The 24,823-nt window shown below is 66.7% G+C and carries 20 protein-coding genes; 12 read left to right on the forward strand and 8 right to left on the reverse strand.

Annotated features, from left to right (window positions below):
- Positions 1–173 precede the first annotated feature (173 nt).
- Entirely contained in the window at positions 174–830 is a 657-nt protein-coding gene (locus BDD16_RS15085; protein WP_179634704.1) for a c-type cytochrome, read from the forward strand.
- A gap of 18 nt (positions 831–848) precedes the next feature.
- Here BDD16_RS15085 and BDD16_RS15090 read toward each other — a convergent pair whose 3' ends face one another.
- A complete protein-coding gene (locus tag BDD16_RS15090) occupies positions 849–3,107 on the reverse strand; it encodes a heavy metal translocating P-type ATPase (RefSeq protein ID WP_375139077.1) in 2,259 nt (752 codons plus the stop codon).
- Positions 3,108–3,228: 121 nt separating this feature from the next.
- Here BDD16_RS15090 and BDD16_RS15095 point away from each other — a divergent pair, with 121 nt between their 5' ends.
- The 7 genes from BDD16_RS15095 to BDD16_RS15125 all read left to right on the forward strand — a co-directional run bounded on the left by BDD16_RS15095 (position 3,229) and on the right by BDD16_RS15125 (position 13,074).
- Entirely contained in the window at positions 3,229–4,824 is a 1,596-nt protein-coding gene (locus tag BDD16_RS15095) for an ABC transporter substrate-binding protein (protein WP_246332564.1), read from the forward strand.
- Between the two features lie 216 nt (positions 4,825–5,040).
- Positions 5,041–6,228 carry a flagellar biosynthesis protein FlhB gene (gene flhB / locus BDD16_RS15100; protein ID WP_179634705.1) on the forward strand — a complete coding sequence of 396 codons (1,188 nt, stop codon included), beginning with the start codon at positions 5,041–5,043 and terminating at the stop codon, positions 6,226–6,228.
- Positions 6,225–8,330, forward strand: a complete 2,106-nt coding sequence (gene flhA / locus BDD16_RS15105) for a flagellar biosynthesis protein FlhA (protein ID WP_179634706.1) — start codon at positions 6,225–6,227, stop codon at positions 8,328–8,330. Before flhB ends, flhA begins: the two co-directional genes overlap by 4 nt.
- Positions 8,327–10,099 carry a flagellar biosynthesis GTPase FlhF gene (flhF, locus tag BDD16_RS15110; protein ID WP_179634707.1) on the forward strand — a complete coding sequence of 591 codons (1,773 nt, stop codon included), beginning with the start codon at positions 8,327–8,329 and terminating at the stop codon, positions 10,097–10,099. Before flhA ends, flhF begins: the two co-directional genes overlap by 4 nt.
- Before the next feature lie 26 nt (positions 10,100–10,125).
- Positions 10,126–10,971 carry a flagellar biosynthesis protein gene (locus BDD16_RS15115; RefSeq protein ID WP_179634708.1) on the forward strand — a complete coding sequence of 282 codons (846 nt, stop codon included), beginning with the start codon at positions 10,126–10,128 and terminating at the stop codon, positions 10,969–10,971.
- A gap of 19 nt (positions 10,972–10,990) precedes the next feature.
- The gene (locus BDD16_RS15120; protein ID WP_179634709.1) at positions 10,991–11,704 is read left to right on the forward strand and encodes an RNA polymerase sigma factor FliA; all 714 of its coding nucleotides are present in this window, start codon (positions 10,991–10,993) and stop codon (positions 11,702–11,704) included.
- A 20-nt stretch (positions 11,705–11,724) separates the two neighbouring features.
- Positions 11,725–13,074: a methyl-accepting chemotaxis protein gene (locus tag BDD16_RS15125; protein ID WP_179634710.1), complete on the forward strand. Its 1,350-nt coding sequence runs from the start codon at positions 11,725–11,727 to the stop codon at positions 13,072–13,074.
- A 93-nt stretch (positions 13,075–13,167) separates the two neighbouring features.
- On the opposite strand, the gene gltA is transcribed toward BDD16_RS15125, so the two are convergent.
- The 7 genes from gltA to BDD16_RS15160 form a co-directional block, all read right to left on the reverse strand.
- On the reverse strand, positions 13,168–14,478 hold the full coding sequence (gene gltA / locus BDD16_RS15130; RefSeq protein ID WP_179636175.1) for a citrate synthase: 1,311 nt from the start codon (positions 14,476–14,478) through the stop codon (positions 13,168–13,170).
- 58 nt (positions 14,479–14,536) lie between these two features.
- Positions 14,537–14,803, reverse strand: a complete 267-nt coding sequence (locus BDD16_RS15135; protein ID WP_179634711.1) for an FAD assembly factor SdhE — start codon at positions 14,801–14,803, stop codon at positions 14,537–14,539.
- Positions 14,804–14,856: 53 nt separating this feature from the next.
- On the reverse strand, positions 14,857–15,561 hold the full coding sequence (locus tag BDD16_RS15140; protein ID WP_179634712.1) for a succinate dehydrogenase iron-sulfur subunit: 705 nt from the start codon (positions 15,559–15,561) through the stop codon (positions 14,857–14,859).
- Between the two features lie 36 nt (positions 15,562–15,597).
- Positions 15,598–17,424: a succinate dehydrogenase flavoprotein subunit gene (gene sdhA, locus BDD16_RS15145; RefSeq protein WP_179634713.1), complete on the reverse strand. Its 1,827-nt coding sequence runs from the start codon at positions 17,422–17,424 to the stop codon at positions 15,598–15,600.
- Complete coding sequence (gene sdhD / locus BDD16_RS15150; protein ID WP_179634714.1) at positions 17,424–17,789, reverse strand: succinate dehydrogenase, hydrophobic membrane anchor protein; 366 nt, start codon at positions 17,787–17,789, stop codon at positions 17,424–17,426. Before sdhD ends, sdhA begins: the two co-directional genes overlap by 1 nt.
- 37 nt (positions 17,790–17,826) lie before the next feature.
- The gene (gene sdhC, locus BDD16_RS15155; RefSeq protein WP_179634715.1) at positions 17,827–18,249 is read right to left on the reverse strand and encodes a succinate dehydrogenase, cytochrome b556 subunit; all 423 of its coding nucleotides are present in this window, start codon (positions 18,247–18,249) and stop codon (positions 17,827–17,829) included.
- A 90-nt stretch (positions 18,250–18,339) separates the two neighbouring features.
- Positions 18,340–19,119, reverse strand: a complete 780-nt coding sequence (locus tag BDD16_RS15160; protein WP_179634716.1) for a GntR family transcriptional regulator — start codon at positions 19,117–19,119, stop codon at positions 18,340–18,342.
- A 168-nt stretch (positions 19,120–19,287) separates the two neighbouring features.
- Here BDD16_RS15160 and BDD16_RS15165 point away from each other — a divergent pair, with 168 nt between their 5' ends.
- The 4 genes from BDD16_RS15165 (at position 19,288) to acnB (ending at position 24,764) form a co-directional block, all read left to right on the forward strand.
- Complete coding sequence (locus tag BDD16_RS15165) at positions 19,288–20,274, forward strand: malate dehydrogenase (RefSeq protein ID WP_179634717.1); 987 nt, start codon at positions 19,288–19,290, stop codon at positions 20,272–20,274.
- A gap of 120 nt (positions 20,275–20,394) precedes the next feature.
- On the forward strand, positions 20,395–21,423 hold the full coding sequence (locus tag BDD16_RS15170; protein ID WP_179634718.1) for an HpcH/HpaI aldolase/citrate lyase family protein: 1,029 nt from the start codon (positions 20,395–20,397) through the stop codon (positions 21,421–21,423).
- Positions 21,424–21,616: 193 nt separating this feature from the next.
- Positions 21,617–22,009: a hypothetical protein gene (locus BDD16_RS15175; RefSeq protein ID WP_179634719.1), complete on the forward strand. Its 393-nt coding sequence runs from the start codon at positions 21,617–21,619 to the stop codon at positions 22,007–22,009.
- A gap of 160 nt (positions 22,010–22,169) precedes the next feature.
- Positions 22,170–24,764, forward strand: a complete 2,595-nt coding sequence (gene acnB, locus BDD16_RS15180) for a bifunctional aconitate hydratase 2/2-methylisocitrate dehydratase (RefSeq protein WP_179634720.1) — start codon at positions 22,170–22,172, stop codon at positions 24,762–24,764.
- Positions 24,765–24,823: the final 59 nt, after the last annotated feature.

Raw genomic sequence — 24,823 nt, forward strand, 5'->3', positions numbered from 1 at the left:
AAAACGGATGGCAGTGTCATGGTGACAGTCCGGATGACAGCAGCGCGGGCGGGCCGGAGAATGTGGTGTCAGGGCATCGACCGAATTTCGGCCATTCCGAAAACGGTCCGCCTGTCATTGATGCGAATCTATAATTCGCGGCGTTTTTGCTTGATCGACATCAACACCACCATATGAGCAAACAGATAATAGCCACGGTCGCTTTCGCACTCGCAGCCGGTGTGTCTTCCGTGCATGCTCAGGACAACCCGGCGGGCGATCCAGTCAACGGGCAGAAGAAGGCCGCCATGTGCATCGGCTGCCACGGCATCCCGGGCTACCGGGCCAGCTTCCCCGAAATCCACCAGGTGCCGATGATCTCGGGCCAGGGCGCGAAGTACATCGTGTCGGCGCTCAACGCCTACAAGAAGGGCGAGCGCAAGCACCCGACGATGCGCGGCATCGCCATCTCGCTGTCGGACCAGGACATGGCCGATGTGGCGGCGTTCTACGCCAGCCACCAGGCGCCGGCTTCGACGGCGGTTGCTCCTGCACCGAGCGCGGCCGTGGCCGAGCTGCTCAAGAAGGGCAACTGCGCGTCCTGCCACGGCGAAGGCCTGAACAAGCCGATCGACGGGACCTACCCCAAGCTGGCTGGTCAGCACGCGGACTACCTGTACGTGGCGCTCAAGGCCTACAAGACCGAGAACAACGCCAACGTCGGTCGCGGCAACGCGATCATGGGCGGCATGGCCAAGCCGTTCTCCAACGCCGAACTGCAGTCGATGGCCAGCTACATCGGCTCGCTGCCGAGCGACCTGCAGGTCGTTCCGAACGCCAAGTTCCGCTGAACGGTCTGTCCCGGTGGCTCACCGCCCGCGTGGTGACCACCGCGCCAGCAGCAAGGCGTTGCTGATCACGCTGACACTGCTGGCGGCCATCGCGGCACCTGCCACCACCGGGCTCAGCAGGCCGAATGCCGCCAGCGGAATGCCCACCACGTTGTAGGCAAACGCCCAGAACAGGTTCTGGCGGATCTTGGCCGTCGTGCGGCGCGAAATGTCGATGGCTTCCGCCACCGCACGGGGGTCACCACGCATCAGCGTGATGCCGGCTGCGTGCATGGCCACGTCGGTGCCCGTGCCGTCGCTGTGCGTGATGGCCATGCCGACATCGGCCGCGGCCAGCGCCGGAGCGTCGTTCAGGCCGTCGCCTACCATCGCCACCCGGGTGCCATCGGCCCGCAAGGCGGCGATGACGCCGGCCTTGTCGCCCGGCAGCACCTCGGCGCGCACTTCGTCGATGCCGAGTTCCCGGCCCACGGCGCCTGCCGCATCGCGGTTGTCGCCGCTGACCAGCAGCGTGCGCACGCCCAGCGCGTGCAACTGCGCGATCGCTTCGCGGGCGCCGGGCTTGACCGTGTCACCGAAGGCCAGCAGCCCGAGCAGCATGGGCTGACCGGTGGCGCTGTCCGCGGGAACCTGTGCCAGCCAGGCCAGGGTCTGACCTTGTGACTGCCACTGGTCGGCCGTGCCCTGTAGCGGTGCGACCGGCACACCCAGTTCATCCATCCAGCGCCGGCTGCCCAGCCGCAGCGCACGGCTCTGCACCATGCCCATCACGCCGCGGCCAGCCTGCGCGGACATCTGCTCGGCGGTCGCGATGGTCCGGCCGGCAGCCGCTGCAACGACGGCGCGGGCCAGGGGATGCTCGCTGCCCGACTGCAGTGCCGCCGCCCAGGCGAGCACGTCCTCGTCCGACTGGCCCGGCGCCGCCACATGGCCGACCAGCGCCGGCTTGCCGGCCGTGAGCGTGCCGGTCTTGTCGAAGGCGACGATGCGCACGGCGTGGGCGAGTTCGAGCGCCTGCGCGTCCTTGATGAGGATGCCGTGGCGCGCCGCCGCGCCGGTGCCGACCATGATCGCCGCCGGCGTGGCCAGCCCCAGCGCGCACGGACAGGCAATCACCAGCACCGCCACTGCCCGCAGCACGGCCATCGTCCAGTCGCCGCTTGTCAGGCCCCAGCCCAGCAGCGTGATGACGGCGATCACGACTACCGCCGGCACGAATACCGCGCTCACCTGGTCGACCAGCCGCTGGATCGGCGCCTTCTTCGCCTGCGCCGACTCGACCAGCCGCACGATGCGCGACAGCGTGGTCTCGGCGCCGATGGCCAGCGTGCGCACGACCAGCCGGCCTTCGCCATTGACGGCGCCACCCGTCACGCGCTGCCCGGGTTCGCGGGCCACCGGCAGGCTCTCGCCGGTCAGCAGCGATTCATCGACATGGCTCGCGCCTTCGAGCACCTCGCCGTCGACCGGGATGCGCTCGCCGGGCCGCACCACCACCCGGTCGCCGACCCGCAGCCGGCCGAGCGGCCGGTCGGCTTCGGTGCCGTCGGGGCCGATCACGTGGGCCGACGCCGGCGTCAGCGCCTGCAGCGCGCGGATGGCGTCCACCGTGCGGTGCTTGGCGCGCGACTCCAGCCACTTGCCCAGCATCACCAGCGTGACGACCACGGCGGCACTCTCGAAGTACAGGTGCGGCATCCCGGAGGTGTCGCTCAGCAGCAGCCACACCGACAGCGCATAGGCCGCGCTCGTGCCCAGCGCGACCAGCAGGTCCATGTTGCCGCTGCCACTGCGCAGCGCGGCCCAGCCGGCGCGGTAGAAGCGCGCGCCGAGCCAGAACTGCACGGGCGTGGCCAGCACCCATTGCAGCCAGCCCGGCAGCATCCAGTGCCCGCCGAAGAGTTCCGCCAGCATCGGCAGCACCAGCGGCGCCGACAGCAGCGCCGCGATCGCCACGCGGCGGCCTTCACCCAGCCAGGGCTCGGCGACGACGGGGGGCGGCGCACCCTCCGCGACCTCGTCCGGCACGCTGAAGCCCGTGCGCTTCACGGCCGCCTGCAGTGCCTCGCGGGTGGCGGTGTCGGCGCGGGCCACGACGTGGGCCTGCTCGATCGCCAGATTCACCTCCGCCTCGACCACGCCCGGCACCTTCTTCAGTGCCTTCTCGACCCGCGCCACGCACGAGGCGCAGGTCATGCCGTCGATGGGCAAGGTCCATTCGCACAGGGCGGGATCGGCGGGATGGGCCGGGTCGGCGGTGGTGACGGAGGTGTCCATGGCGGGACTGTGCCCGTATTCCCTCGCCCCGTCTTGATGCCAGTCAAGACCGCCTGTGCGGGAACATTGCACGGACGATCCGCCTACACTGCCCCCATCGCTGTTTGAAGGAGCCTGCCCCATGTCCACCGTCCGTTCGCTGTTGCCCACCGTCGCTGCTGCCGTGCTGGCCGCCGCGCTGGGCTTGCCTGCCTCGGCCCAGACGCTGCGCTGGGCGACCCAGGGTGATCCGCAGACCATGGACCCGCACTCGCAGAACGAGTCGCTGACCAACCAGATGAACGCCCAGGTCCACGAGACCCTGGTCGGCCGCGACAAGCAGCTCGGCATCGTTCCGCAGCTCGCCACCGAGTGGCAGCAGACCGGGCCGCTGACGTGGCGCTTCAAGCTGCGGCCGAACGTGAAGTTCCACGACGGCTCGCCCTTCACCGCGGACGATGTGGTCTTCTCCATCCTGCGCGCCCGCGAGCCCAGTTCCAACCTGATCGCCTACGCCAACCAGGTCGGCGAGCCGCGCAAGATCGATGCACTGACGGTGGAGTTCCGCCTCGCCGAGCCGAACCCGGTCTTCCTGCAGCACATGAACACGCTCTTCATCATGAGCAAGGCCTGGGCCGAGAAGCACCGGGTCACCAAGCCACAGGACTTCAAGAACAAGGAAGAAAGCTTCGCGGCGATGAATGCCAACGGCACCGGCCCCTTCGTCCTTGTCAGCCGCCAGCCCGACATCAAGACCACCTACAAGCGCAACCCGGCGTGGTGGGGCAAGTTCGAGGGCAATCTGCAGGAGGTCGTCTACACCCCGATCAAGAGCGACGCGACCCGGCTCGCCGCGCTGGTCTCGGGCGAGGTGGACTTCGTGCTGGACCCGGCGCCCCGCGATGTGGCGCGTCTGAAGAGCACGGCCGGCGTCAAGGTGGTCGAGGGCGTGGAGAACCGCGTGCTCTTCATCGGCATGGACCAGGCGCGCGACAAGCTGCTCTACGGCCAGGTGCCGGGTGATACCAATCCGTTCAAGGACGTGCGCGTGCGCCGCGCGCTCTACCAGGCGATCGACATCGAGGCGATCAAGACCAAGCTGATGAACGGGCAGGCGATCCCGACCGGCGCCGTGGTGCCGAGCCCGCTGGGCAGCCTGAACGATCCGGAGATCGAGCGCCGCCTGCCGTTCGACCTGGCCGCTGCCCGCAAGCTGATGGCGGATGCGGGCTACGCCGACGGCTTCGAGGTCGGCATGGACTGCCCGAACAACCGCTACGTCAACGATGAAGAACTCTGCGTCGCGCTGGCGGGCATGTGGTCGCAGCTCAAGGTCAAGGTGCGGGTCAACGCCATGCCGCGCGCGACCTATTTCCCCAAGCTGCAGAAGCTGGACACGAGCCTCTACCTGCTCGGCTGGGGCGGCTCGATCACCGACCCTGAAACCACCTTCACCCCGATCTACCGCCGCCGCGCCGACAAGGGCGTGGGCGACTGGAACTTCGGCAACGTGAAGAACGACAAGCTTGACGCGCTGGCCGCGGCCTCCAGCAAGGAAGCCGATGTGGGCAAGCGCCAGGCCCTGATCCGGCAGGTCTTCGCCGAGCACAACGCGCAGGTCCACCACATCCCGCTGCACCGCCAGTTCGTGCCCTGGGCGGCGCGGCAGAACGTGACCGTGGTGCACCGCGCGGACAACTGGCTGGAATGGCAGTGGGTGAGCGTGGCACCGCGCTGATGCAGCGGGGAGGGCGCTGAACGCGCCCAAGATCGGATCAAGGCGGCCTCTGGCCGCCTTTTTCCTGCTTGACGCGTCCAGGGTTGTGGGTGGGGGCTGCCTGGGGGGAATACGCCGAGAAAGGGCGCGCTTATCGGTCTCCAGTTCCGGACCTCGGGCGGAAGAATGGCGGCGAACCCCTTCCTCCGACGCCCCCTTTCCAGAGTCCTCCTTCCGATGTCCGGCGACAGTTCCCAAGACAAGCAACTACCCGCCACCGAGCAGCGCCTGAAGAAGGCGCGTGCCGAAGGCCAGGTGGTGCGCTCGCGGGACCTCGGGCATTTCGTGGTGGTGGCGGCCTGCCTGGGCGTGATCTCGTCGGTGGCGCCTTCGGTCACGCAGCGCCTGCGCGACCTGCTGGCCGCGGCCTTGCGCTTCGACGCGGCGACGGTGGCCAGCCCGGCCTTCATGGCCGAGCGGCTGTCCTCGGTGGTGCCCGATCTGCTGCTGCTCAGCCTGTTCCTGGGCAGCGTGGTCTGTGTCGTGTCGGTGGTCGCTTCCATGGTGTCGGGTGGCTGGGTGTTCACGATGAAGGTGATGGCGCCGAACTTCGGCAAGCTCAACCCGCTCACGGGCCTGGTCAATCTGTTCTCCAAGGACAAGCTGAGCGACACGCTCAAGTCCTGCGTGCTGGCGCTGCTGCTGGCGGTGGTGGGGGCGCTGTGGATGTGGGGGCACCGGGATGATTTCGTGCGCAGCCAGTCGGTCGAGCTGAGCGCGGCGTTCAACGAGGCGGGCAGCCAGATCCTGTCCGGCCTGTGGCAGCTGGTGCTGGTGCTGGCGCTGTTCGCGGTGATCGACCTGCCGCTGCAGCGCTTCCTGCACGCCTCGAAGCTCAAGATGAGCCACCAGGACGTCAAGGACGAACACAAGCAGCAGGAGGGCAACCCGGAGATCAAGGGCCGCCTGCGCCAGCGCATGCGCGAGGCCTCGCGCCGCCGGATGATGGCCGCGGTGCCGACGGCCGACCTGGTCGTGATGAACCCGACCCACTATGCCGTGGCCATCCAGTACAGCGAGGACGGCGGCGGCGCGCCCAAGGTCGTCGCCAAGGGCACGGACCAGGTGGCGATGAAGATCCGCGAACTGGCGACCGCCTCGCGGGTGCCGGTGCTGGAAGCGCCGCCGCTGGCCCGTGCGCTCTACGCCACGACCGAACTGGACCGCGAGATCCCCGTGGCGCTCTACAGCGCCGTGGCGCAGGTGCTGGCCCACGTGTTCCGCCTGCGCGAGGCGATGGCCGGCCGTGCCCCCTACCCGAATTCGCTGGATCTGGTCCCCGTGCCGCCGGAGCTTGATCCGGCCGATCCCCGCCACAACCGGCATGTCGCCCGCAAGGGCGGCGCCTCCGCGCCCACGCCATGAACGCCCAGCTCCAGAACCTGCAGCGCCTCTTCGGCGCCAATTCGGCCCTGATCCAGGGCATGGCCGCCCCGGTGATGATCATCATGGTCCTGGCCATGATGGTGCTGCCGCTGCCCACCTTCCTGCTGGACCTGCTGTTCACCTTCAACATCGCCACGGCGCTGATGGTGATGGTGGTGGCCTCCTACATGGTGCGGCCGCTGGACTTCGCGGCCTTCCCGTCGGTGCTGCTGCTGACGACGCTGATGCGGCTGTCGCTGAACGTGGCGTCGAGCCGGGTCGTGCTGCTCGAAGGCCACACCGGCCCGGGGGCGGCCGGTGCGGTGATCGAGTCCTTCGGGCACTTCCTGATCGGCGGCAACTTCGCGGTCGGCTTCATCGTCTTCGCGATCCTGGTGGTCATCAACTTCGTCGTGGTGACCAAGGGGGCCGAGCGGATCGCCGAGGTCGGTGCGCGCTTCACGCTGGACGCCATGCCCGGCAAGCAGATGGCGATCGACGCCGACCTGAACGCCGGCCTGATCGACGAGAAGGAGGCCAAGCGCCGCCGCATCGAGGTCGGCAACGAGGCGGAGTTCTTCGGCTCGATGGACGGTGCGTCCAAGTTCGTGCGCGGCGACGCCATCGCCGGCATCCTGATCCTGGTCATCAACATCATCGGCGGCTTCATCATCGGCGTGGCGCAGCACGATCTGACGGCATCGGCCGCGGCGAGCACCTACGTGCTGCTGGCGGTGGGCGACGCGCTGGTGGCGCAGATCCCCAGCCTGCTGATCTCGGTGGCGGCGGCCATGGTGGTGTCCCGCGTGGGCAAGGAGCAGGACGTCGGCACCCAGATCATCGGCCAGATGTTCCGCACGCCGCAGGCCGTGGGCATGACGGCAGCGGTCATCGGCATGCTGGGCCTGGTGCCGGGCATGCCGCACCTGGTGTTCCTGTCGGTGGCGGGCGGGCTGGGCTATCTGGCCTACACCATGCGGGGCCGCGGTGCGGTGCTGGCGGCGGCCGAGGCGGCCAGTCTCGCGGATGCGGAGGCCCCGGCCAGCCGTGCGCTCGGCGACGAGGCCAGCTGGGACGACCTGCAGCCGGTCGACACGCTCGGCATGGAGGTCGGCTACCGCCTGATCGCGCTGGTGGACAAGGAGCGGGGCGGCGATCTGCTCAACCGCATCAAGGGCGTGCGCAAGAAGTTTGCGCAGGAGGTGGGGTTCCTGCCGCCTTCCGTGCACATCCGCGACAACCTCGAACTCAAGCCCAGCATGTACCGCCTGACGCTGCGCGGGGCCGTCATGGGCGAGGGCGAGGCCTATCCGGGCATGTTCCTGGCCATCAATCCCGGCAATGTGCAGCTGGCCCTGCAGGGCCAGACCACCGTCGATCCGGCCTTCGGGTTGCCCGCGGTGTGGGTGGACGAGCGCCAGCGAGAAACCGCCCAAATGGCCGGGTACACCGTTGTTGATTCCTCGACCGTCGTGGCGACCCATCTTTCACACTTGATGCAACAACACGCGGCCCGTTTGCTGGGCCGCACCGAAACCCAGGCGCTGGTCGAGCACGTGACCAAGCTGGCACCCAAACTCATCGAAGACGTGATCCCCAAGATGATTGGCATCGTCCCTCTGCAGAAAATCCTCCAGTCGCTGCTGGAAGAAGGCGTGCACATCCGCGACATGCGCTCGATCGTCGAATCGCTGGCCGAACAGTCGGCCGCTGGCGTGACCGATCCGGTCGAGCTGTCCCGCCGTCTGCGGGTGGCCCTGGCGCCGGCCATCGTGCAGCAGATCTACGGCACGCAGCGCGAGCTGGACGTGATCGCGCTGGAGCCCGAGCTGGAGCGGCTGCTGACGCAGGCGCTGACTGCGGTGAACGGTCCCGTGCTCGATCCGAGCGTCGCCGACCAGCTCAGCCGCGGTGCCTTCGACGCGGCCCGTCGCCAGGAAGACCTCGGGCAGGCCGCCTGCCTGCTGGTCCCAGACCCCCTGCGCCCGTCCCTGTCCCGCCTGCTGCGCCGTGCCGCGCCACGCCTGAAGGTGCTGGCGCACAGCGAAATACCTGACACCCACTCGATCCGCATCGGTTCGATCATCGGAGCACACTCATGAATGTGAAGCGCTTTTTCGGGCGCAACTCGCGCGAAGCGATGCAGAAAGTGCGTCAGACCTTCGGCGACAATGCGGTGATCCTGTCGACCAAGCCCAGCAGCGATGGGGTCGAAGTCGTGGCGATGCCCTCCGAAAGCATCGACGCCCTGGACCGGCACGATGCGCCTGCGGCCCCCGCAGCTCCTGCAGCTCCCCTGGCGCCTGCTCCCCAGGCCGCTGCCAGAACAGCGCCCCGTTCGATGGTCGCGCCCGCCGCACCGAAGGCGCCGGCCCCGGCACCCGCCCGTGCCGCTCCCGTGCCCGTGCCCGCAGCGCCAGAACCGTCGGCCACGCCGGTGCAGGAGGACGTGGGCACGCTGGCCATGAGCACGCTGTCGTTCCAGGACTATGTCCGCGAGCGCATGCTCAAGAAGCGCAAGGCCGAGCTGAGTGCCCGTGACGGGACCAGTGCCCCCGAGCCCGAACCCGATTCCCGCACGCCAGCGGTCCGCCCCGAGGCCCGCAACGACCAGCGGCGTGCGCCACTGACCGGGCGTGCCGCTTCTGCGGCCGAGCCCACCTATGGCGACTGGTCGTTGCCACCCGACAGTGGCCGCACCGAAGCGTCTGCGCCAGTTGCCGCGGCCGCGGACGAAGCGTCGATCCGTCCGTTCCTGCTGAATCCCTCGGCGCCGGCCAAGGCGACCCTGCCGACCGCCAGCCGGGCGACTGCGGTCGAGAGCCCGGCTGCGCGTGCGGCCCCGGCAGCGCCAGCGGACGACGGCTTCGATGACGAGCCCGACCTCACCTCGTCCCCCTCGGCGGATGCGGACATGCTGGCCGAGATCCGCTCGATGAAGAGCCTGATCGAGGAGCGTTTCACCATGATGGCGTTCATGGACCGGCTGCAGAAGAGTCCGCGCCAGGTCCAGCTGAGCACCCGCCTGCTGGAGTGCGGCTTCTCGCCAGCGCTGGTGCGCGAAATCGTCGATGGCATGCCGGCGGAAGAAGGCGACGAGCTGGGCGCTGTCACCGACGTGCTGCAGCGCAACCTGCTCACCAGCGAGGACGAGGCCGATCTGGAAGACGAGGGCGGCGTCTACGCGCTGATCGGATCGACCGGGGTCGGCAAGACCACCTCCACCGCCAAGCTCGCCACGGCCTTTGCCACCCGCCACGGCCCGTCGCAGCTGGGTCTGATCACGCTGGATGCCTACCGCGTCGGCGCCCACGAGCAGCTGCGTGCCTATGGCCGCATCCTCGGCGTGCCGGTCCACACGGCACACGACCGCGCGGCGATGGAGGACCTGCTCGACCTGCTCTCCGGCAAGAAGATGGTGCTCATCGACACCGCGGGCCTGGCCCAGCGCGATGCCCGCACCCGTGACCTGCTGGACATGCTGACCCACCGCAGCATCAACCGTGTGCTGGTGGTCAACGCCGCACAGCAGGCCGAGACGATCGAGGACGTGATCACCGCCTACAAGGCGAGCCAGGCCAAGGGCATCATCCTGTCGAAGCTCGACGAGGCGGTGAAGCTCGGACCGGCACTGGACGCCATGATCCGCCACCGGCTCAAGGTGCTGGCCGTCTCCACCGGTCAGCGCGTGCCGGAAGACTGGCACCACCTGAACAGCCAGACGCTGGTCCAGCGCGCCCTGCGCGGCAGCGCTTCCCAGGCCTGGCGCATGAGCCCCGGCGACGTGAGCATGACCTTCGCGCGCTCCGGCACGGCGACGGGCACGGTGCTGCGTCGCAGTGGCTACACCTCGCGAGAACTGGGCGCATGAGCCCGGACCGGCCGACGGAGTCGCTGATGGCATTTCCTTCTGATGGACGTCGTGCTCAACCTGGTGACCAGGCCGATGGACTGCGTCGCCTGTTCTCGACCCGGACCGTGCGCTTCATTCCCGTGGTGTCGAATCCGTTCGTCGCGCACGAGGGGGTGCTGATCCGCCAGATCTGTGCTGCGCTGGATCAGCTCGGTCTCTACACGCTGGTGGTCGATGTCTGCGACCCCCGCCCCGGTGTCCGTGACACCCTGCGACAGAAGGCTGATCTGCCCGACCAGGGCCTGGATCTGTCCGACCGCCTCCAGGTGCTGACCGACCGCACCGCGAGTCTGACGGCCCGCGGACTGCCCGCACGCTGGAGCGATGCCAGCGGCTCCACCCAGGCCTTCCTGCAGGCGCTGATCGATGCGGCACCACTGTCCCAGGCGGTGGTCGTGCACGGTTCTGCGAGCGAGCTGGCCCGGATGTTCGGGCGCGGCGAGCTGCAGCTGAGCCGGCCACGGCCCATCGTCATCTGCGACGAGCAGCCCGATTCGATGACACATGCCTATGCCGCCCTGAAAGTGCTGTCCCAGCGCGTGGACTGGCTGTCGCACGACCTGCTGGTGAGTGCGGCGACTGGCTCGGCCGGCATCCGGCTGGTCAAGGACCGGCTGGCCCAGTGTGCGGCGCTGTTCTTCGGCGGGGTCCGCCACGATTCGGTCGACATCGATCCGCGTACCGTGGCACTGCCGGCGATGGCCCCGGCCTCGCTCATGGCCTTCATGGAGGCCTCCATGGGCGCAGCGGCGGCGTTTGTCCTGCCCGAGATGGGGCGCCGTGGACCGGCGCTGGTGACGTCGTCACCCCTTTTGCAGCCGATGGTCTGAACCGATCCGGAGCCACCTGATGTACACCTCCAAGGGCCAACTCGAAGCCAACAAGATGCTGGAACAATACAGCTCGCTGGTTCGGCGTCTGGCGCACCAGATGATTGCCCGGCTGCCGGCCAATGTCGAACTGGACGATCTGATCCAGGTCGGCATGATCGGCTTGACCGATGCCCTCACGCGCTTCGACGTGAAGCAGGGGGTCCAGTTCGAGACCTTCGCGACACAGCGCATCCGCGGGGCCATGCTGGACGAGTTGCGAGGCGGCGACTGGATGAGCCGCAGCAACCGCAAGCACCAGCGCGACATCGAGGCGGCCGTGCACCGGCTGGAACAGCGCCTGGGCCGCGCGCCGCACGAGAGCGAAATCGCGGTCGAGATGGGCCTGTCGCTCACGGATTACCAGGACCTGCTGAACCGCGTGCGCGGCACGCAGCTGGTCTACCTTGAGGACATGAGCGGCGACGAAGGCGAGAGCGACTACCTCGATCGCCATGTTGTCGACAGCGATGCCGATCCGCTGGCCCGGCTCAACGACCGGCGCATGCGCGAGGCCCTGGTGGAGGCGATCAAGCACCTGCCGGAGCGTGAGCAGTACGTGATGAGCATGTACTACGAAGAGGACATGAATCTCAAGGAAATCGCGGCCGTCCTGGGGGTCACCGAGTCCCGTGTCTGCCAGCTGCACAGCCAGTCCATCGCCCGCCTGCGTGCCAAGCTGCGCACCTGGTAATTCGTGTCAAGGAACCCGCCATGCTGAACCTGCTCCGATCTCGAGGGCCTGCCGCAGTGACACCGGTGGTCGATGCCGGCCCTGCGGCGACCAGCCCGTCCGATGTCGTTCAGCGGCTGTCACGGCAGGTCTCGCACATCGGCCGCGATGCCGCGGAGACCCGCGGCGTGATCGAGGACACGCAGAAGATTGTCACGGCCCAGCTGGAGGCGATGACCCACCTGAACGTCGATCTGGCCCGGGTCCAGCAGACCCAGCAAGCCATCGGCGAAGCCACGCAGGAGAGCCGCGATGCGGTGGTCCGTGCCCGGCAGCAGGTCGAGCAGGTCGCCCGCGAAGTCACGGGCATCGTCGAGGTGCTGCACCAGGTGGCCAGCGCTGCTGGCGACATCGGCCAGATCGCGCTGCAGACCCGGCTGGTCGCCTTCAACGCCTCGGTCGAGGCCAAGCGGGCCGGGGAAGCGGGCCGTGGTTTCGGCGTGGTGGCCGATGCCGTGAAGGATCTGGCGGGACGTGTCGAGTCGTCTTCCCGCACCATCATGAGCACGCTGGACGATCTTGATCGCCGCATCGAGGCGTTTTCTCGCGACATCCGCATCGATCCCCAGGCCGACCGGCAAGGCCAGATCCACCGGGCCTTCGCCGATGTGGAGACCGCGGTGCACCGCATCGACGGTGCGGCAGAAGCCAGCCGTTCGATCGCCCAGGAGGTGATCGACAGGACCGAGACGCTGGGCAAGGAGATCCAGGGCGCGATCGGCGGGCTCGACACGGCCATGCATTGCAGCGACCGTTTCCTCTCGGTCTCGGAGCGCCTCATCGACGAGCTGGCCGGCTGCGGGGTCGAGACCGAGGACACGCCGCTGATCCGCTCGGCCCAGGCTGCTGCGCAGCGCATCACGGGCATGCTGGACAAGGCGCTGGCGGCCGGGCAGATCGATCTGCCGGCGTTGTTCGACGAGCAGTACCAGCCGATCGCGCAGACGGCTCCCCCCCAGTTCCTGACCCGGTTCGTGCCGCTGGCCGATCGGCTGTTCCCCGAGGTGCAGGAGCAGGTGCTGTCTGCGGGCGACAAGGTCGCCTACTGCATCGCGGTGGACCGCAACGGATATGTGGCCACCCACAACCGCATCTACTGTCAGCCGCAACGCCCCGGTGACGTGGTCTGGAACACCGCCAACAGCCGCTTCCGGCGCATCTTCAACGACCGCACCGGACTGGCCTCGGCCCGCAACCGCCGACCGTTCCTCGTGCAGACCTACCGCCGTGACATGGGCGGCGGCAACTTCGTGCTGCTCAAGGAAGTGGCGGCACCGATCGTGATCCAGGGCCGCCACTGGGGAGCCCTGCGCATCGGCTACCGTTTCTGATCCACCGCTGCGGGCAGACCGTGAAAACGGAAGAGGCCCCTGTCCGGGGCCTCATGTGCTGCAGGGAAGGCACCCGGAGGTGCCTGATCCGGATCAGCGTGCCGACAGCGGCGGCACGTCGCGGGGTGCGGCGCCGACGAACAGCTGGCGCGGACGGCCGATCTTGTACTCGGGGTCGGCGATCATTTCGTTGAGCTGCGCGATCCAGCCGACCGTGCGGGCCAGCGCGAAGATCGCGGTGAACAGCGGCACCGGGATGCCGATGGCGCGCTGCACGATGCCGGAGTAGAAATCGACGTTCGGGTAGAGCTTGCGGGCGACGAAGTAGTCGTCTTCCAGCGCGATCTTCTCGAGTTCCATCGCCAGCTTGAACAGCGGGTCGTTCTGCAGACCGAGCTCGCCCAGCACTTCGTGGCAGGTCTCGCGCATCAGCTTGGCACGCGGATCGTAGTTCTTGTAGACGCGGTGACCGAAGCCCATCAGCTTGACGCCGGAGTTCTTGTCCTTCACCTGGTTCATGAACTCGCCGACCTTGGCCACGCCACCCATCTTCTGGATGTCGCCCAGCATGTTCAGGCAGGCTTCGTTGGCGCCGCCGTGCGACGGGCCCCACAGACAGGCCACGCCCGCGGCGATGGCGGCGAACGGGTTGGTGCCCGACGAGCCGCACAGGCGCACGGTGGAGGTCGAGGCGTTCTGCTCGTGGTCGGCGTGCAGGATGAAGATGCGGTCGAGCGCGCGCTCGATCACCGGGTTCACCTTGTACGTCTCGCACGGCGTGGCGAACATCATCCGCATGAAGTTGCCTGCATAGGACAGGTCGTTCTGCGGGTACATGTAGGGCTGGCCCACCGTGTACTTGTAGGCCATCGCGACCAGCGTCGGCATCTTGGCGATCAGGCGGATCGCGGCGATGTCACGGTGCTGCGGATTGTTGATGTCCGTGCTGTCGTGGTAGAAGGCCGACAGCGCGCCGACCAGACCGGTCAGGATGGCCATCGGGTGCGCGTCACGACGGAAGCCGCGCAGGAAGAACTGCATCTGCTCGTTGACCATCGTGTGGTTGGTCACGCGGCCGTGGAAGTCCGTGCGCTGGTCCGCGTTCGGCAGATCCCCGTACAGCAGCAGGTGGCAGGTGTCGAGGAAGTCGCAGTTGACGGCGAGCTGCTCGATCGGGTAGCCGCGGTACAGCAACTCGCCCTTGTCACCGTCGATGTAGGTGATGGTCGAGTTGCACGACGCCGTCGACAGGAAGCCCGGGTCGTAGGTGAACTTGCCGGTCTGCGCGTAGAGCTTGCGGATGTCGATGACGTCCGGGCCGATCGTTCCCTTGTAGAGCGGCAGGTCCATCGAGGCACTGCCATCGGAGAACGATAGGGTGGCCTTCACGTCGGAGGGGGTCATCATGGCTGTTTCCTCGGTAGGTCAGTAGTGTCTGTATCGGTTCGATCCTGCCCGGATCTCAAGGACGTTGCCGAAGCATGTCCAGCACGGTCCTGACGTCTGGCTGATCCAGATCGCCTTCAGGCTCGCGCCGGCACAACAGCAGGTCCAGCAGGTCGTTATCGGCAAGATCCATCAAAACTTCCAGGCCCCGGGCCTGTCGGACAGTCAGGCTGGATTCATGGCGGGCGAAGAACCGTTCGATGAACAGATCGTTTTCCAGCAGGCCGCGCCGGCAGCGCCAGTGCAGCTTGCTGAGGGCTCGCTCATCAAGCAAAGTGTCCATTGCGCAACTTTCAGTGGTCTGACCAGGGTGCACCGGGATGGCGCACCAGGGAGTCAGACGGCCCGGCGGATCATCAATTCCTTGATCTTGCCGATGGCCTTGGTCGGATTCAGGCCCTTCGGACAGACATCCACACAGTTCATGATCGTGTGGCAGCGGAACAGACGGTACGGGTCTTCCAAGTTGTCCAGGCGGGCGCTGGTGTCCTGGTCGCGGCTGTCGGCGATGAAACGGTAGGCCTGCAGCAGACCGGCCGGGCCGACGAACTTGTCCGGGTTCCACCAGAAGCTCGGGCAGCTGGTCGAGCAGCTCGCGCACAGGATGCACTCGTACAGACCGTTCAGCTCGTCGCGCTCTTCGGGCGACTGCAGACGCTCCTTGTCCGGCGGCGGATCGTCGTTGACCAGATAGGGCTTGATCGAGTTGTACTGCTTGAAGAACTGGGTCATGTCCACGATCAGGTCGCGGATGACCGGCAGTCCCGGCAGCGGCTTCAGGACGACGACGCCCGGCAGGTCACGCATGTTGGTGAGACAAGCCAGACCGTTCTTGCCGTTGATGTTCATCGCGTCCGAGCCGCACACGCCTTCGCGGCACGAACGGCGGAAGCTCAGCGAAGGATCGACCGCCTTGAGCTTGTTCAGGGCGTCCAGCAGCATGCGCTCGTTGCCGTCGAGTTCGACGTCGATCGACTGCATGTAGGGCTTGGCATCCTTGTCGGGGTCGTAGCGGTAGATCTGGAATGTGCGCTTGGCCATGGTGTGTTCTCTTGTCTGCTGACTTCGCTGGGCGTCTTAGAAGGTGCGGACCTTGGGCGGAACCGAATCCACCGTCAGCGGCTTGAGGTTGACAGGCTTGTACGACAGCGAGTTGGTGGCACTGTCCCAGAGGGTGTGCTTCATCCATTCCTTGTCGTTGCGGCCCAGCGGGAACTGCGCGTCATCGGCGCTGCGCTCGTAGTCCTTGACCGTGTGCGCGCCGCGGCATTCCTTGCGGGCCGCGGCCGAGGTCATCGTGGCCTGCGCGGCTTCCATCAGGTTGTCGACTTCCAGCGCTTCGATGCGGGCGGTGTTGAAGACCTTGGACTTGTCCTTCAGCGTGATACGGGCCACACGCTCGCGCAGCGCGTTGATCTTGACGACACCCGCGTCCATGATCTGCTGCGTGCGGAACACGCTGGCGTGCTGCTGCATCGCGGCGCGCATGTCGTTGGCGACGTCCTGCGCGTACTCGCCGGTGGTGCTGCTGTCGAGGCGGGCCAGACGGGCCAGCGAGCGGTCGGCGGCGTCCTTCGGCAGTTCCTTGTGCGACTTCGGCGCCGCCTTGAACGACTCGATGATGTGGTTGCCGGCGGCCTTGCCGAAGACCAGCAGGTCCAGCAGCGAGTTGGTGCCCAGGCGGTTGGCGCCGTGCACCGAGACGCACGAGCATTCGCCCACCGCGTACAGGCCGTTGACGACGGTGTTGACGTTGTTCTTCGTCGTCACGACCTGACCGGTGATGCCGGTCGGGATGCCACCCATCTGGTAATGGATGGTCGGCACCACGGGGATCGGCTCCTTGGTGATGTCGACGTTGGCGAAGTTGTGGCCGATCTCGAACACCGAGGGCAGGCGCTTCAGGATGGTGTCGCCACCCAGGTGGGTCATGTCGAGGTTGATGTAGTCCTTGTTCGGACCGCAGCCGCGACCTTCCTTGATTTCCTGGTCCATGCAGCGCGAGACGAAGTCACGCGGTGCCAGATCCTTCAGCGTCGGGGCATAGCGCTCCATGAAGCGCTCGCCGTTCGAGTTGCGCAGGATCGCGCCTTCGCCGCGGCAGCCTTCGGTCAGCAGCACGCCCGCGCCGGACACGCCGGTCGGGTGGAACTGCCAGAACTCCATGTCCTGCAGCGGGATGCCCGAGCGGGCCGCCATGCCGAGGCCGTCGCCGGTGTTGATGAAGGCATTCGTCGAGGCCTGGAAGATGCGGCCGGCACCACCGGTGGCCAGCAGCACGCTCTTGGCCTCCATGATGTAGACGTCACCGGTTTCCATTTCCAGTGCGGTCACGCCGACCACGTCGCCTTCGGCGTCGCGGATCAGGTCAAGTGCCATCCATTCGACGAAGAACTGGGTGCGCGACTTGACGTTCTGCTGGTAGAGCGTGTGCAGCATCGCGTGACCAGTGCGGTCGGCGGCGGCGCAGGCGCGCTGGACGGGCTTTTCACCATAGTTCGCCGTGTGGCCGCCGAACGGGCGCTGGTAGATGGTGCCGTCGGCGTTGCGGTCGAACGGCATGCCGAAGTGTTCCAGCTCGTACACGACCTTCGGTGCTTCGCGGCACATGAACTCGATCGCGTCCTGGTCGCCCAGCCAGTCGGAGCCCTTGACGGTGTCGTAGAAGTGGTAGTGCCAGTTGTCTTCCGACATGTTGCCCAGCGACGCACCGACGCCACCCTGTGCGGCGACGGTGTGCGAGCGGGTCGGGAAGACCTTGGACAGCACGGCCACGTTCAGGCCGGCGCGCGCCAGCTGCAGCGAGGCACGCATGCCCGAACCACCGGCGCCGACGATGACCACGTCGAACTTGCGGCGCGGCAGGGAGCCGGTGTAACCGGCAGAAGTAGCGATGGACGCCATCAGAGTCTCCAGAGAACTTGCACCGCCCAGCCGGCACAGCCGACGAGCCAGACCAGCGTGAACACCTGCAGCGCGAGCCGCAGCCCGAGCGAGCGGGTCACGTAGTCCATGAAGATGTCGCGCATGCCGACCCAGGCGTGCCACGCCAGCGAGACGATCAGCACGAAGGTCAGCGTCTTCATCCACTGCGACGAGAAGATCGCCGACCAGCGGTCATAGCCCAGCGGGCCGCCGAAGAGGACCTGCGCGAGCAGGGCGATGGTGAACAGCGCCATCAGCACCGCGGTGATGCGCTGCGCGAGCCAGTCGCGCAGACCGTAGTGCGCACCGGTGACGATGCGCTTCGAACCGTAATTAATGGACATGGTGGGAATTCGCCTTGTGGTCTCTTGTCTTGTCAGGTCAATACAGGCCGAACAGCTTGGCACCGAGGGCTGCGGTCAGCGTCAGGCTCAGCGCGAAGCTGACGACGGCGGACGAGCGGCCCTGTTCCTTGGAGACGCTGTGGGTGGCGTCCATCCACAGGTGGCGGACACCGGCGCAGAAGTGGTGCAGGTACGACCAGATCAGGGCCAGCACCACCAGCTTGACGAACCAGTCCGGCAGGAACCCCCAGCCGGCCGTGAAGACCGACGTGAAGGTGCCGTACGAGACTTCCGAGCTGACGCTGGTGTCGAACATCCAGACGATGAACGGCAGCAGCAGGAACATCACGATGCCGCTGGCGCGGTGCAGGATGGACAACTGTGCCGCGACGGGAAGTCGGTACTGGGTCGCGTCGATCAGACGCATCGGGCCTGGCCGCTGCTTGATGGTGTCTGCCATGAGATGCCTTTGTAATGACGAAGAAACCGTCGAATTTTATTGCAATGCAGCAGGCCAAACACCCTCGCGGGAGGTCCGGCCCACATCTTTTCAACTCAGCTCGTTGCGGTAGTGGTGTGTCGAGGTGTTGTAGAAGCCTCGGCGCAACTCCACCGGCTTGTCGCCGTAGGTGAACGACAGGCGCTCGACGCTCAGCAGCGGACTGCCTGCCTCGATGCCCAGCACACCGGCCACTTCCGCGTCGGCTGCCACTGCCCTGATCTTCTCCTCGGCCCGGATCATGCGTACTCCGAACTCGGATTCGAACAGGCCGTACAGCGGCCCCTTGTAGTCACCCATGCGCTGTGCGGTCAGCCCGGTGAAGAGCTGGGCCGGCAGCCAGATGTCGTCCAGCACGATCGGGCAACCGCTCTGCGAGAGCGTGCGGCGGATTTCCACCGCCATCTCGCCCGCCCGCAGCGACAGGGCTTTCGCCACATCGGCTGGCGCGGGAATGCGTCGGCAGTCCAGGAACTGGCGCTGCATCGGCACCGGATCTGAGCCACCTTCCGGCTGCAGTCGCAGAAATCGATACTGGATCTTCTCTTCGCTGTGGGTGGCCACGAAGGTGCCCTTGCCTTGGCGTCGAACCAGCAGATTCTCGGCTGCCAACTCGTCGATAGCCTTACGCACGGTGCCCTGGCTGACCCGGAAACGCGCCGCCAGCTCCAGCTCGCTCGGGATCGCCTCGCCCGGTTTCCACTCGCCCGACTGCATGCCGCGCATGATCAGCGTCTTGATCTGCTGGTAGAGCGGGCTGAAGGCGGGCGTGCTGTCGCCGGCCGGATCGGCAGGCGGGGAGGGCGCGGACGAGGACGCGGGAGGGCACATGGGCGAGATTGCAGCACATCGCTGTGCCGTGCTGCAACGCTGTTCTACAAGATGTCTTATATAAGACATAAGATGATTGACAGCATTGGGGTCGATCCCTAGACTGGCCGCCGATTTCTGGTTTTTCGTTGACCCCACCTCGCTGCACTTATTTCAGGAGCCTCGCCCATGAGCAAGAAGCCCGTCCGTGTTGCCGTTACCGGCGCTGCTGGTCAGATCGGTTACGCCCTGCTGTTCCGCATTGCCTCGGGCGAAATGCTCGGCAAGGACCAGCCGGTCATCCTGCAACTGCTCGAAGTGCCGATGGAGAAGGCCCAGGAAGCGCTCAAGGGCGTGATCATGGAGCTGGAAGACTGCGCGTTCCCGCTGCTGGTCGGCATCGAAGCCCACAGCGACCCGATGACCGCGTTCAAGGACACCGACTACGCGCTGCTGGTCGGTTCGCGTCCTCGCGGTCCGGGCATGGAGCGTGCCGAGCTGCTGTCGATCAACGGCGCCATCTTCACCGCGCAGGGCAAGGCCCTGAACGCGGTCGCTTCGCGTGACGTTCGCGTGCTGGTGGTCGGCAACCCCGCCAACACCAACGCCTACATCGCGATGAAGGCCGCGCCGGACCTGCCGGCCAAGAACTTCACCGCCATGCTGCGCCTGGACCACAACCGCGCTGCCTCGCAGATCGCTGCCAAGACGGGCAAGCCGGTCGCTGCCATCGAGAAGCTGGCCGTGTGGGGCAACCACTCGCCGACGATGTACGCCGACTACCGCTTCGCCACCATCGGCGGCGAGTCGGTCAAGGACATGATCAACGACGAAGCCTGGAACCGCGACGTGTTCCTGCCGACCGTCGGCAAGCGTGGCGCCGCGATCATCGCTGCCCGTGGCCTGTCGTCGGCTGCTTCGGCTGCCAATGCCGCCATCGACCACATGCGCGACTGGGCCCTGGGCACCAACGGCGCCTGGGTCACGATGGGCATCCCGTCGAACGGCGAATACGGCATCCCGGCTGAAACGATGTTCGGCTATCCGGTCACCTGCGAAGGTGGCGAGTACAAGATCGTCGAAGGCCTGGCCATCGACGCGTTCTCGCAGGAATGCATCAACAAGACCCTGGCCGAGCTCGAAGGCGAGAAGGACGGCGTCAAGCATCTGCTGTGATCTCTCATTGAGATGACAGTGCGGACCAGCTGATCCAGCGGGTCCACAATGGAAGGCCGGTCGCCACAAGCGCCGGCCTTTTTTCTTGGTCCGTTCTAGGTTCGTTCGAGGTCAGACCCCATGAACAAAGACAAAGTCCATCCCCGCGACGCCCTGTTCGACGCCGCCGACGCGCCCGTGCCCGAGCTGCCGGTGTGCGACCACTACGCGGGTGTCGAGGTCCGCATGCGCAAGAGCCTGGAGATGCAGGGCGAACTCGGCCCGGTCTTCGACATCACGCTCGACGGCGAAGATGGCTCCCCCGTCGGTGGCGAGGTCGAACACGCCCACCTGATCGCCGAACTCGTCAATGCGCCGCAGAACCGCTTCGGCCGCGTCGGCGCCCGGGTCCAGACCGTCGATCACCCGGCGTTCGAGCGCATGGTCGATGTCGTGGTGGGCCAGGCGGGTGAGCGCGTCGCCTACCTCATGGTGCCCAAGCCGCGGGGTCTGGCCGATCTGACGCGCGCGGTCGGTGTCATCGACGAGGCGATCGCCCGCCACGGCGTGTCGCGCCAGATCCCCGTGCACGCGCTGGTCGAGACGCACGGCGCCTTGCGCGACGTGCAGGCACTGGCGGCGCACCCGCGCATCGAGTCGCTCTCGTTCGGCCTGATGGACTTTGTCTCCGACCACCGCGGCGCGATTCCGCAGAGCGGCATGTCGGTCAAGGGCCAGTTCGAGCACCCGCTGGTGATGCGCGCCAAGCTGGAGATCGCCGCGGCCTGCCACGGCTGGGGCAAGGTGCCGTCGCACTGCGTGGTGACCGAGTTCAAGCATTTGTCAGCGTTGCAAGAGGCGGCGACCAAGGCATGCCGGCAACTGGGCTACACGCGCATGTGGAGCATCCACCCGGACCAGATCCGCCCGATCGTCGACGCGTTCTCGCCGACGACCGCCGAAGTGGACCAGGCGGCTGAGATCCTGCTGGCCGCGCAGGCCGCCGACTGGGGCCCGATCCGCCACCGCCACCACGGGCAGGACACGCTGCACGACCGGGCCAGCTACCGCTATTTCTGGCACGTGCTGGAGCGGGCGCATCGCACGTCCGTGGCGGGTGCGGGGCAGCTCCCGGGCGAGGTGCGACTGGCCTTTTTTCCTGCACACTGAGACACCGGCGGCTACGCCCTGCAACAGGCGCTTCAAGGTCGTGCGACAAACTCACGACCTCGCGCGGCAGGACTGCCCGGGTACCTCCACGGTCGAGAAAGACCCTGGGCTGTGCCTATATGGTTCGCTTCCGCCTGTTTTTCCTTCGGAGTCCTTGATGTCCTCAATTTCCAGAACTGCTGTCCGTTCCCTGATGGCCACCCTGATCGGTGCGGCCTGTGCCCTGAACGCCGGACCGGCCCTGGCCGCCAAGAAGGCGCAGCCGGCCCCCCCTGCACCGCTGGCCGATCTGAGCGAGGAGCAACTCGCCAACGCCGAGCGCGTCCTCACCGGCGCGCAGCAGTGCGAGTTCAAGCAGACCGTCAATGTCGAGAGCGCGCCTGAAAAGGCGGGCTACTTCCGCATCAACTTCAAGGGCAAGAAGTACTTGCTCGCACCGGAGCCGACCACGACCGGCGCCGTGCGCCTGGAGGACAAGAAGGCCGGTGTCGTCTGGCTGCAGATTGCCAACAAGTCGATGCTGATGAATGCCAAGATCGGACAGCGCATGGTCGACGAGTGCATCCATCCGACACAACAGATCTGACGCAGCCCTGATGCGGGACAGGCGCACGGTGGCCGCGAGGTGCCAGCATGGCGAGATCACCACGGCCAGTGCGTACTTTCCCTTGGCAAGTCTTATATAAGACATAAAATACTGGACTACCCCCAGGCCCTCAAGCCCAGTTACCCGCACGGAGCCCCTCATGCTGCAAGCCTATCGTGAACACGCCGCCGAACGCGCCGCCCTCGGCATCCCGCCGCTGCCGCTGGACGCCAAGCAGGTCGCCGACCTGATCGAGCTGATCAAGAACCCGCCCGCAGGCGAGGACGCGTTCCTGCTGGACCTGCTGACGCACCGTGTGCCCCCGGGCGTGGACGATGCGGCCAAGGTCAAGGCCTCGTTCCTGGCAGCAGTGGCCCATGGTGACATCGCCGTCGGCCTGATCTCCAAGGCCAAGGCCACCGAACTGCTCGGCACCATGGTGGGCGGCTACAACGTGCACCCGCTGATCGAGCTGCTGGATGCCGACGCCGATGTCGCGGCTGTCGCAGCCGAAGGTCTGAAGAAGACCCTGCTGATGTTCGACTTCTTCAACGACGTCGCCGAGAAAGCCAAGGCCGGCAACGCCAAGGCGCAGGAAGTCATGCAGTCGTGGGCCGAGGCCGAGTGGTTCACGACCCGTCCGGAAGTGCCGCAGTCGATCACCGTGACCGTGTTCAAGGTGCCCGGCGAGACCAACACCGACGACCTGTCCCCGGCCCCGGATGCGTGGAGCCGCCCGGACATCCCGCTGCACTACCTCGCCATGCTGAAGAACACCCGCGAAGGCGCGGCGTTCAAGCCCGAGGAAGATGGCAAGCGCGGCCCGATGCAGTTCATCGAGGACCTGAAGAAGAAGGGCAACCTCGTGGCCTACGTCGGCGACGTGGTCGGCACGGGTTCGAGCCGCAAGTCGGCCACCAACTCGGTGATCTGGGCCACTGGCCAGGACATCCCGTTCGTGCCGAACAAGCGCTTCGGTGGCGTCACGCTGGGCGGCAAGATCGCCCCGATCTTCTTCAACACGCAGGAAGACTCCGGCTCGCTGCCGATCGAAGTCGATGTCACCAAGCTCGAAATGGGCGACGTGGTCGATGTGCGTCCGTATGACGGCAAGATCGTGCGCAACGGCGAGACCGTCGTCGAGTTCAAGCTCAAGAGCGACGTGCTGTTCGACGAAGTGCGCGCCGGTGGCCGCATCAACCTGATCATCGGCCGCTCGCTGACCGCCAAGGCCCGCGAGTTCCTGGGCCTGCCCGCGTCCACGCTGTTCCGCCTGCCGTCGGTCCCGACCGCCACCAACGCCGGCTTCACGCTGGCGCAGAAGATGGTCGGCCGTGCCGTCGGTCTGCCGGAAGGCCAGGGCGTGCGTCCCGGCACCTACTGCGAGCCGAAGATGACCACCGTGGGTTCGCAGGACACCACCGGCCCGATGACCCGCGACGAGCTGAAGGACCTGGCTTGCCTGGGCTTCTCGGCCGATCTGGTGATGCAGTCGTTCTGCCACACCGCTGCCTATCCGAAGCCGGTCGATGTCAAGACCCACCGCGAACTGCCCAAGTTCATCTCCAGCCGTGGCGGCGTGGCCCTGCGTCCGGGCGACGGCGTGATCCACTCGTGGCTGAACCGCCTGCTGCTGCCCGACACCGTCGGCACCGGTGGCGACTCGCACACCCGGTTCCCGATCGGCATCTCCTTCCCGGCCGGCTCCGGTCTGGTCGCCTTCGGTGCCGCCACCGGCGTGATGCCGCTGGACATGCCGGAATCGGTGCTGGTGCGCTTCAAGGGCCAGATGCAGCCCGGCATCACCCTGCGCGACCTCGTCCATGCGATCCCGCTGTACGCCATCAAGGCTGGTCTGCTGACGGTTGCCAAGGCCGGCAAGATCAACGTGTTCTCGGGCCGCATCCTGGAAATCGAAGGTCTGCCTGATCTGAAGGTCGAGCAAGCGTTCGAGCTGAGCGATGCTTCGGCCGAGCGCTCGGCCGCTGGCTGCACGGTCAAGCTGAACCCCGCGCCGGTCAAGGAATACCTCACCAGCAACATCGTGCTGATGAAGAACATGATCGCCGACGGTTACGCCGACGCCCGCACCCTGCAGCGCCGCATCGAGAAGGTCGAAGCCTGGCTCGCCAACCCGAACCTGCTCGAAGCCGACAAGGACGCCGAATACGCGGCCGTGATCGAGATCGACCTGAACGAGCTGACCGAGCCGGTGCTGTGCTGCCCGAACGATCCGGACGATGCCAAGCTGCTGAGCGAAGTCGCTGGTGCCAAGATCGACGAAGTGTTCATCGGCTCCTGCATGACCAACATCGGTCACTTCCGTGCGGCCTCCAAGCTGCTCGAAGGCAAGCGCGACATCCCGGTCAAGCTGTGGATTGCGCCGCCGACCAAGATGGACGCCAGCGAGCTGACCAAGGAAGGCCACTACGGCGTGTTCGGCGCGGCCGGTGCCCGCACCGAAATGCCGGGCTGCTCGCTGTGCATGGGCAACCAGGCACAGGTGCGTGAAGGTGCGACCGTGGTCTCGACCTCGACCCGCAACTTCCCGAACCGCCTGGGCAAGAACACCTTCGTGTACCTGGCCTCGGCCGAACTGGCAGCGATCGCATCCAAGCTGGGCCGCATCCCGACGGTGGCCGAATACGCCGCCGACATGGGTGTGATCAACAAGGACAGCAGCAAGATCTACACGTACCTGAACTTCGACCAGATCGAAGAGTACGCGGACGTGGCCAAGGGCGTGACCGCCTGAGGGTTCTGACCCGCTGCAATGCAAAAAGCCCGCCGGGATGCCCCGGCGGGCTTTTTTAA

The organism is Sphaerotilus montanus, assembly GCF_013410775.1.
Taxonomy (GTDB): Bacteria; Pseudomonadota; Gammaproteobacteria; order Burkholderiales; family Burkholderiaceae_C; genus Sphaerotilus; species Sphaerotilus montanus.

Coding starts and splice junctions, on each gene's coding strand:
- BDD16_RS15175 (WP_179634719.1), top strand. CDS start 21,617: ATGGCCACCCTGATCGGTGCGGCCTGTGCCCTGAACGCCGGACCGGCC.
- BDD16_RS15165 (WP_179634717.1), top strand. CDS start 19,288: ATGAGCAAGAAGCCCGTCCGTGTTGCCGTTACCGGCGCTGCTGGTCAG.
- flhF (WP_179634707.1), top strand. CDS start 8,327: ATGAATGTGAAGCGCTTTTTCGGGCGCAACTCGCGCGAAGCGATGCAG.
- sdhD (WP_179634714.1), bottom strand. CDS start 17,789: ATGTCCATTAATTACGGTTCGAAGCGCATCGTCACCGGTGCGCACTAC.
- sdhC (WP_179634715.1), bottom strand. CDS start 18,249: ATGGCAGACACCATCAAGCAGCGGCCAGGCCCGATGCGTCTGATCGAC.
- BDD16_RS15095 (WP_246332564.1), top strand. CDS start 3,229: ATGTCCACCGTCCGTTCGCTGTTGCCCACCGTCGCTGCTGCCGTGCTG.
- flhB (WP_179634705.1), top strand. CDS start 5,041: ATGTCCGGCGACAGTTCCCAAGACAAGCAACTACCCGCCACCGAGCAG.
- BDD16_RS15115 (WP_179634708.1), top strand. CDS start 10,126: ATGGCATTTCCTTCTGATGGACGTCGTGCTCAACCTGGTGACCAGGCC.
- BDD16_RS15170 (WP_179634718.1), top strand. CDS start 20,395: ATGAACAAAGACAAAGTCCATCCCCGCGACGCCCTGTTCGACGCCGCC.
- sdhA (WP_179634713.1), bottom strand. CDS start 17,424: ATGGCGTCCATCGCTACTTCTGCCGGTTACACCGGCTCCCTGCCGCGC.
- acnB (WP_179634720.1), top strand. CDS start 22,170: ATGCTGCAAGCCTATCGTGAACACGCCGCCGAACGCGCCGCCCTCGGC.
- BDD16_RS15085 (WP_179634704.1), top strand. CDS start 174: ATGAGCAAACAGATAATAGCCACGGTCGCTTTCGCACTCGCAGCCGGT.
- BDD16_RS15125 (WP_179634710.1), top strand. CDS start 11,725: ATGCTGAACCTGCTCCGATCTCGAGGGCCTGCCGCAGTGACACCGGTG.
- gltA (WP_179636175.1), bottom strand. CDS start 14,478: ATGACCCCCTCCGACGTGAAGGCCACCCTATCGTTCTCCGATGGCAGT.
- BDD16_RS15120 (WP_179634709.1), top strand. CDS start 10,991: ATGTACACCTCCAAGGGCCAACTCGAAGCCAACAAGATGCTGGAACAA.
- BDD16_RS15135 (WP_179634711.1), bottom strand. CDS start 14,803: ATGGACACTTTGCTTGATGAGCGAGCCCTCAGCAAGCTGCACTGGCGC.
- BDD16_RS15140 (WP_179634712.1), bottom strand. CDS start 15,561: ATGGCCAAGCGCACATTCCAGATCTACCGCTACGACCCCGACAAGGAT.
- BDD16_RS15160 (WP_179634716.1), bottom strand. CDS start 19,119: ATGTGCCCTCCCGCGTCCTCGTCCGCGCCCTCCCCGCCTGCCGATCCG.
- flhA (WP_179634706.1), top strand. CDS start 6,225: ATGAACGCCCAGCTCCAGAACCTGCAGCGCCTCTTCGGCGCCAATTCG.
- BDD16_RS15090 (WP_375139077.1), bottom strand. CDS start 3,107: ATGGACACCTCCGTCACCACCGCCGACCCGGCCCATCCCGCCGATCCC.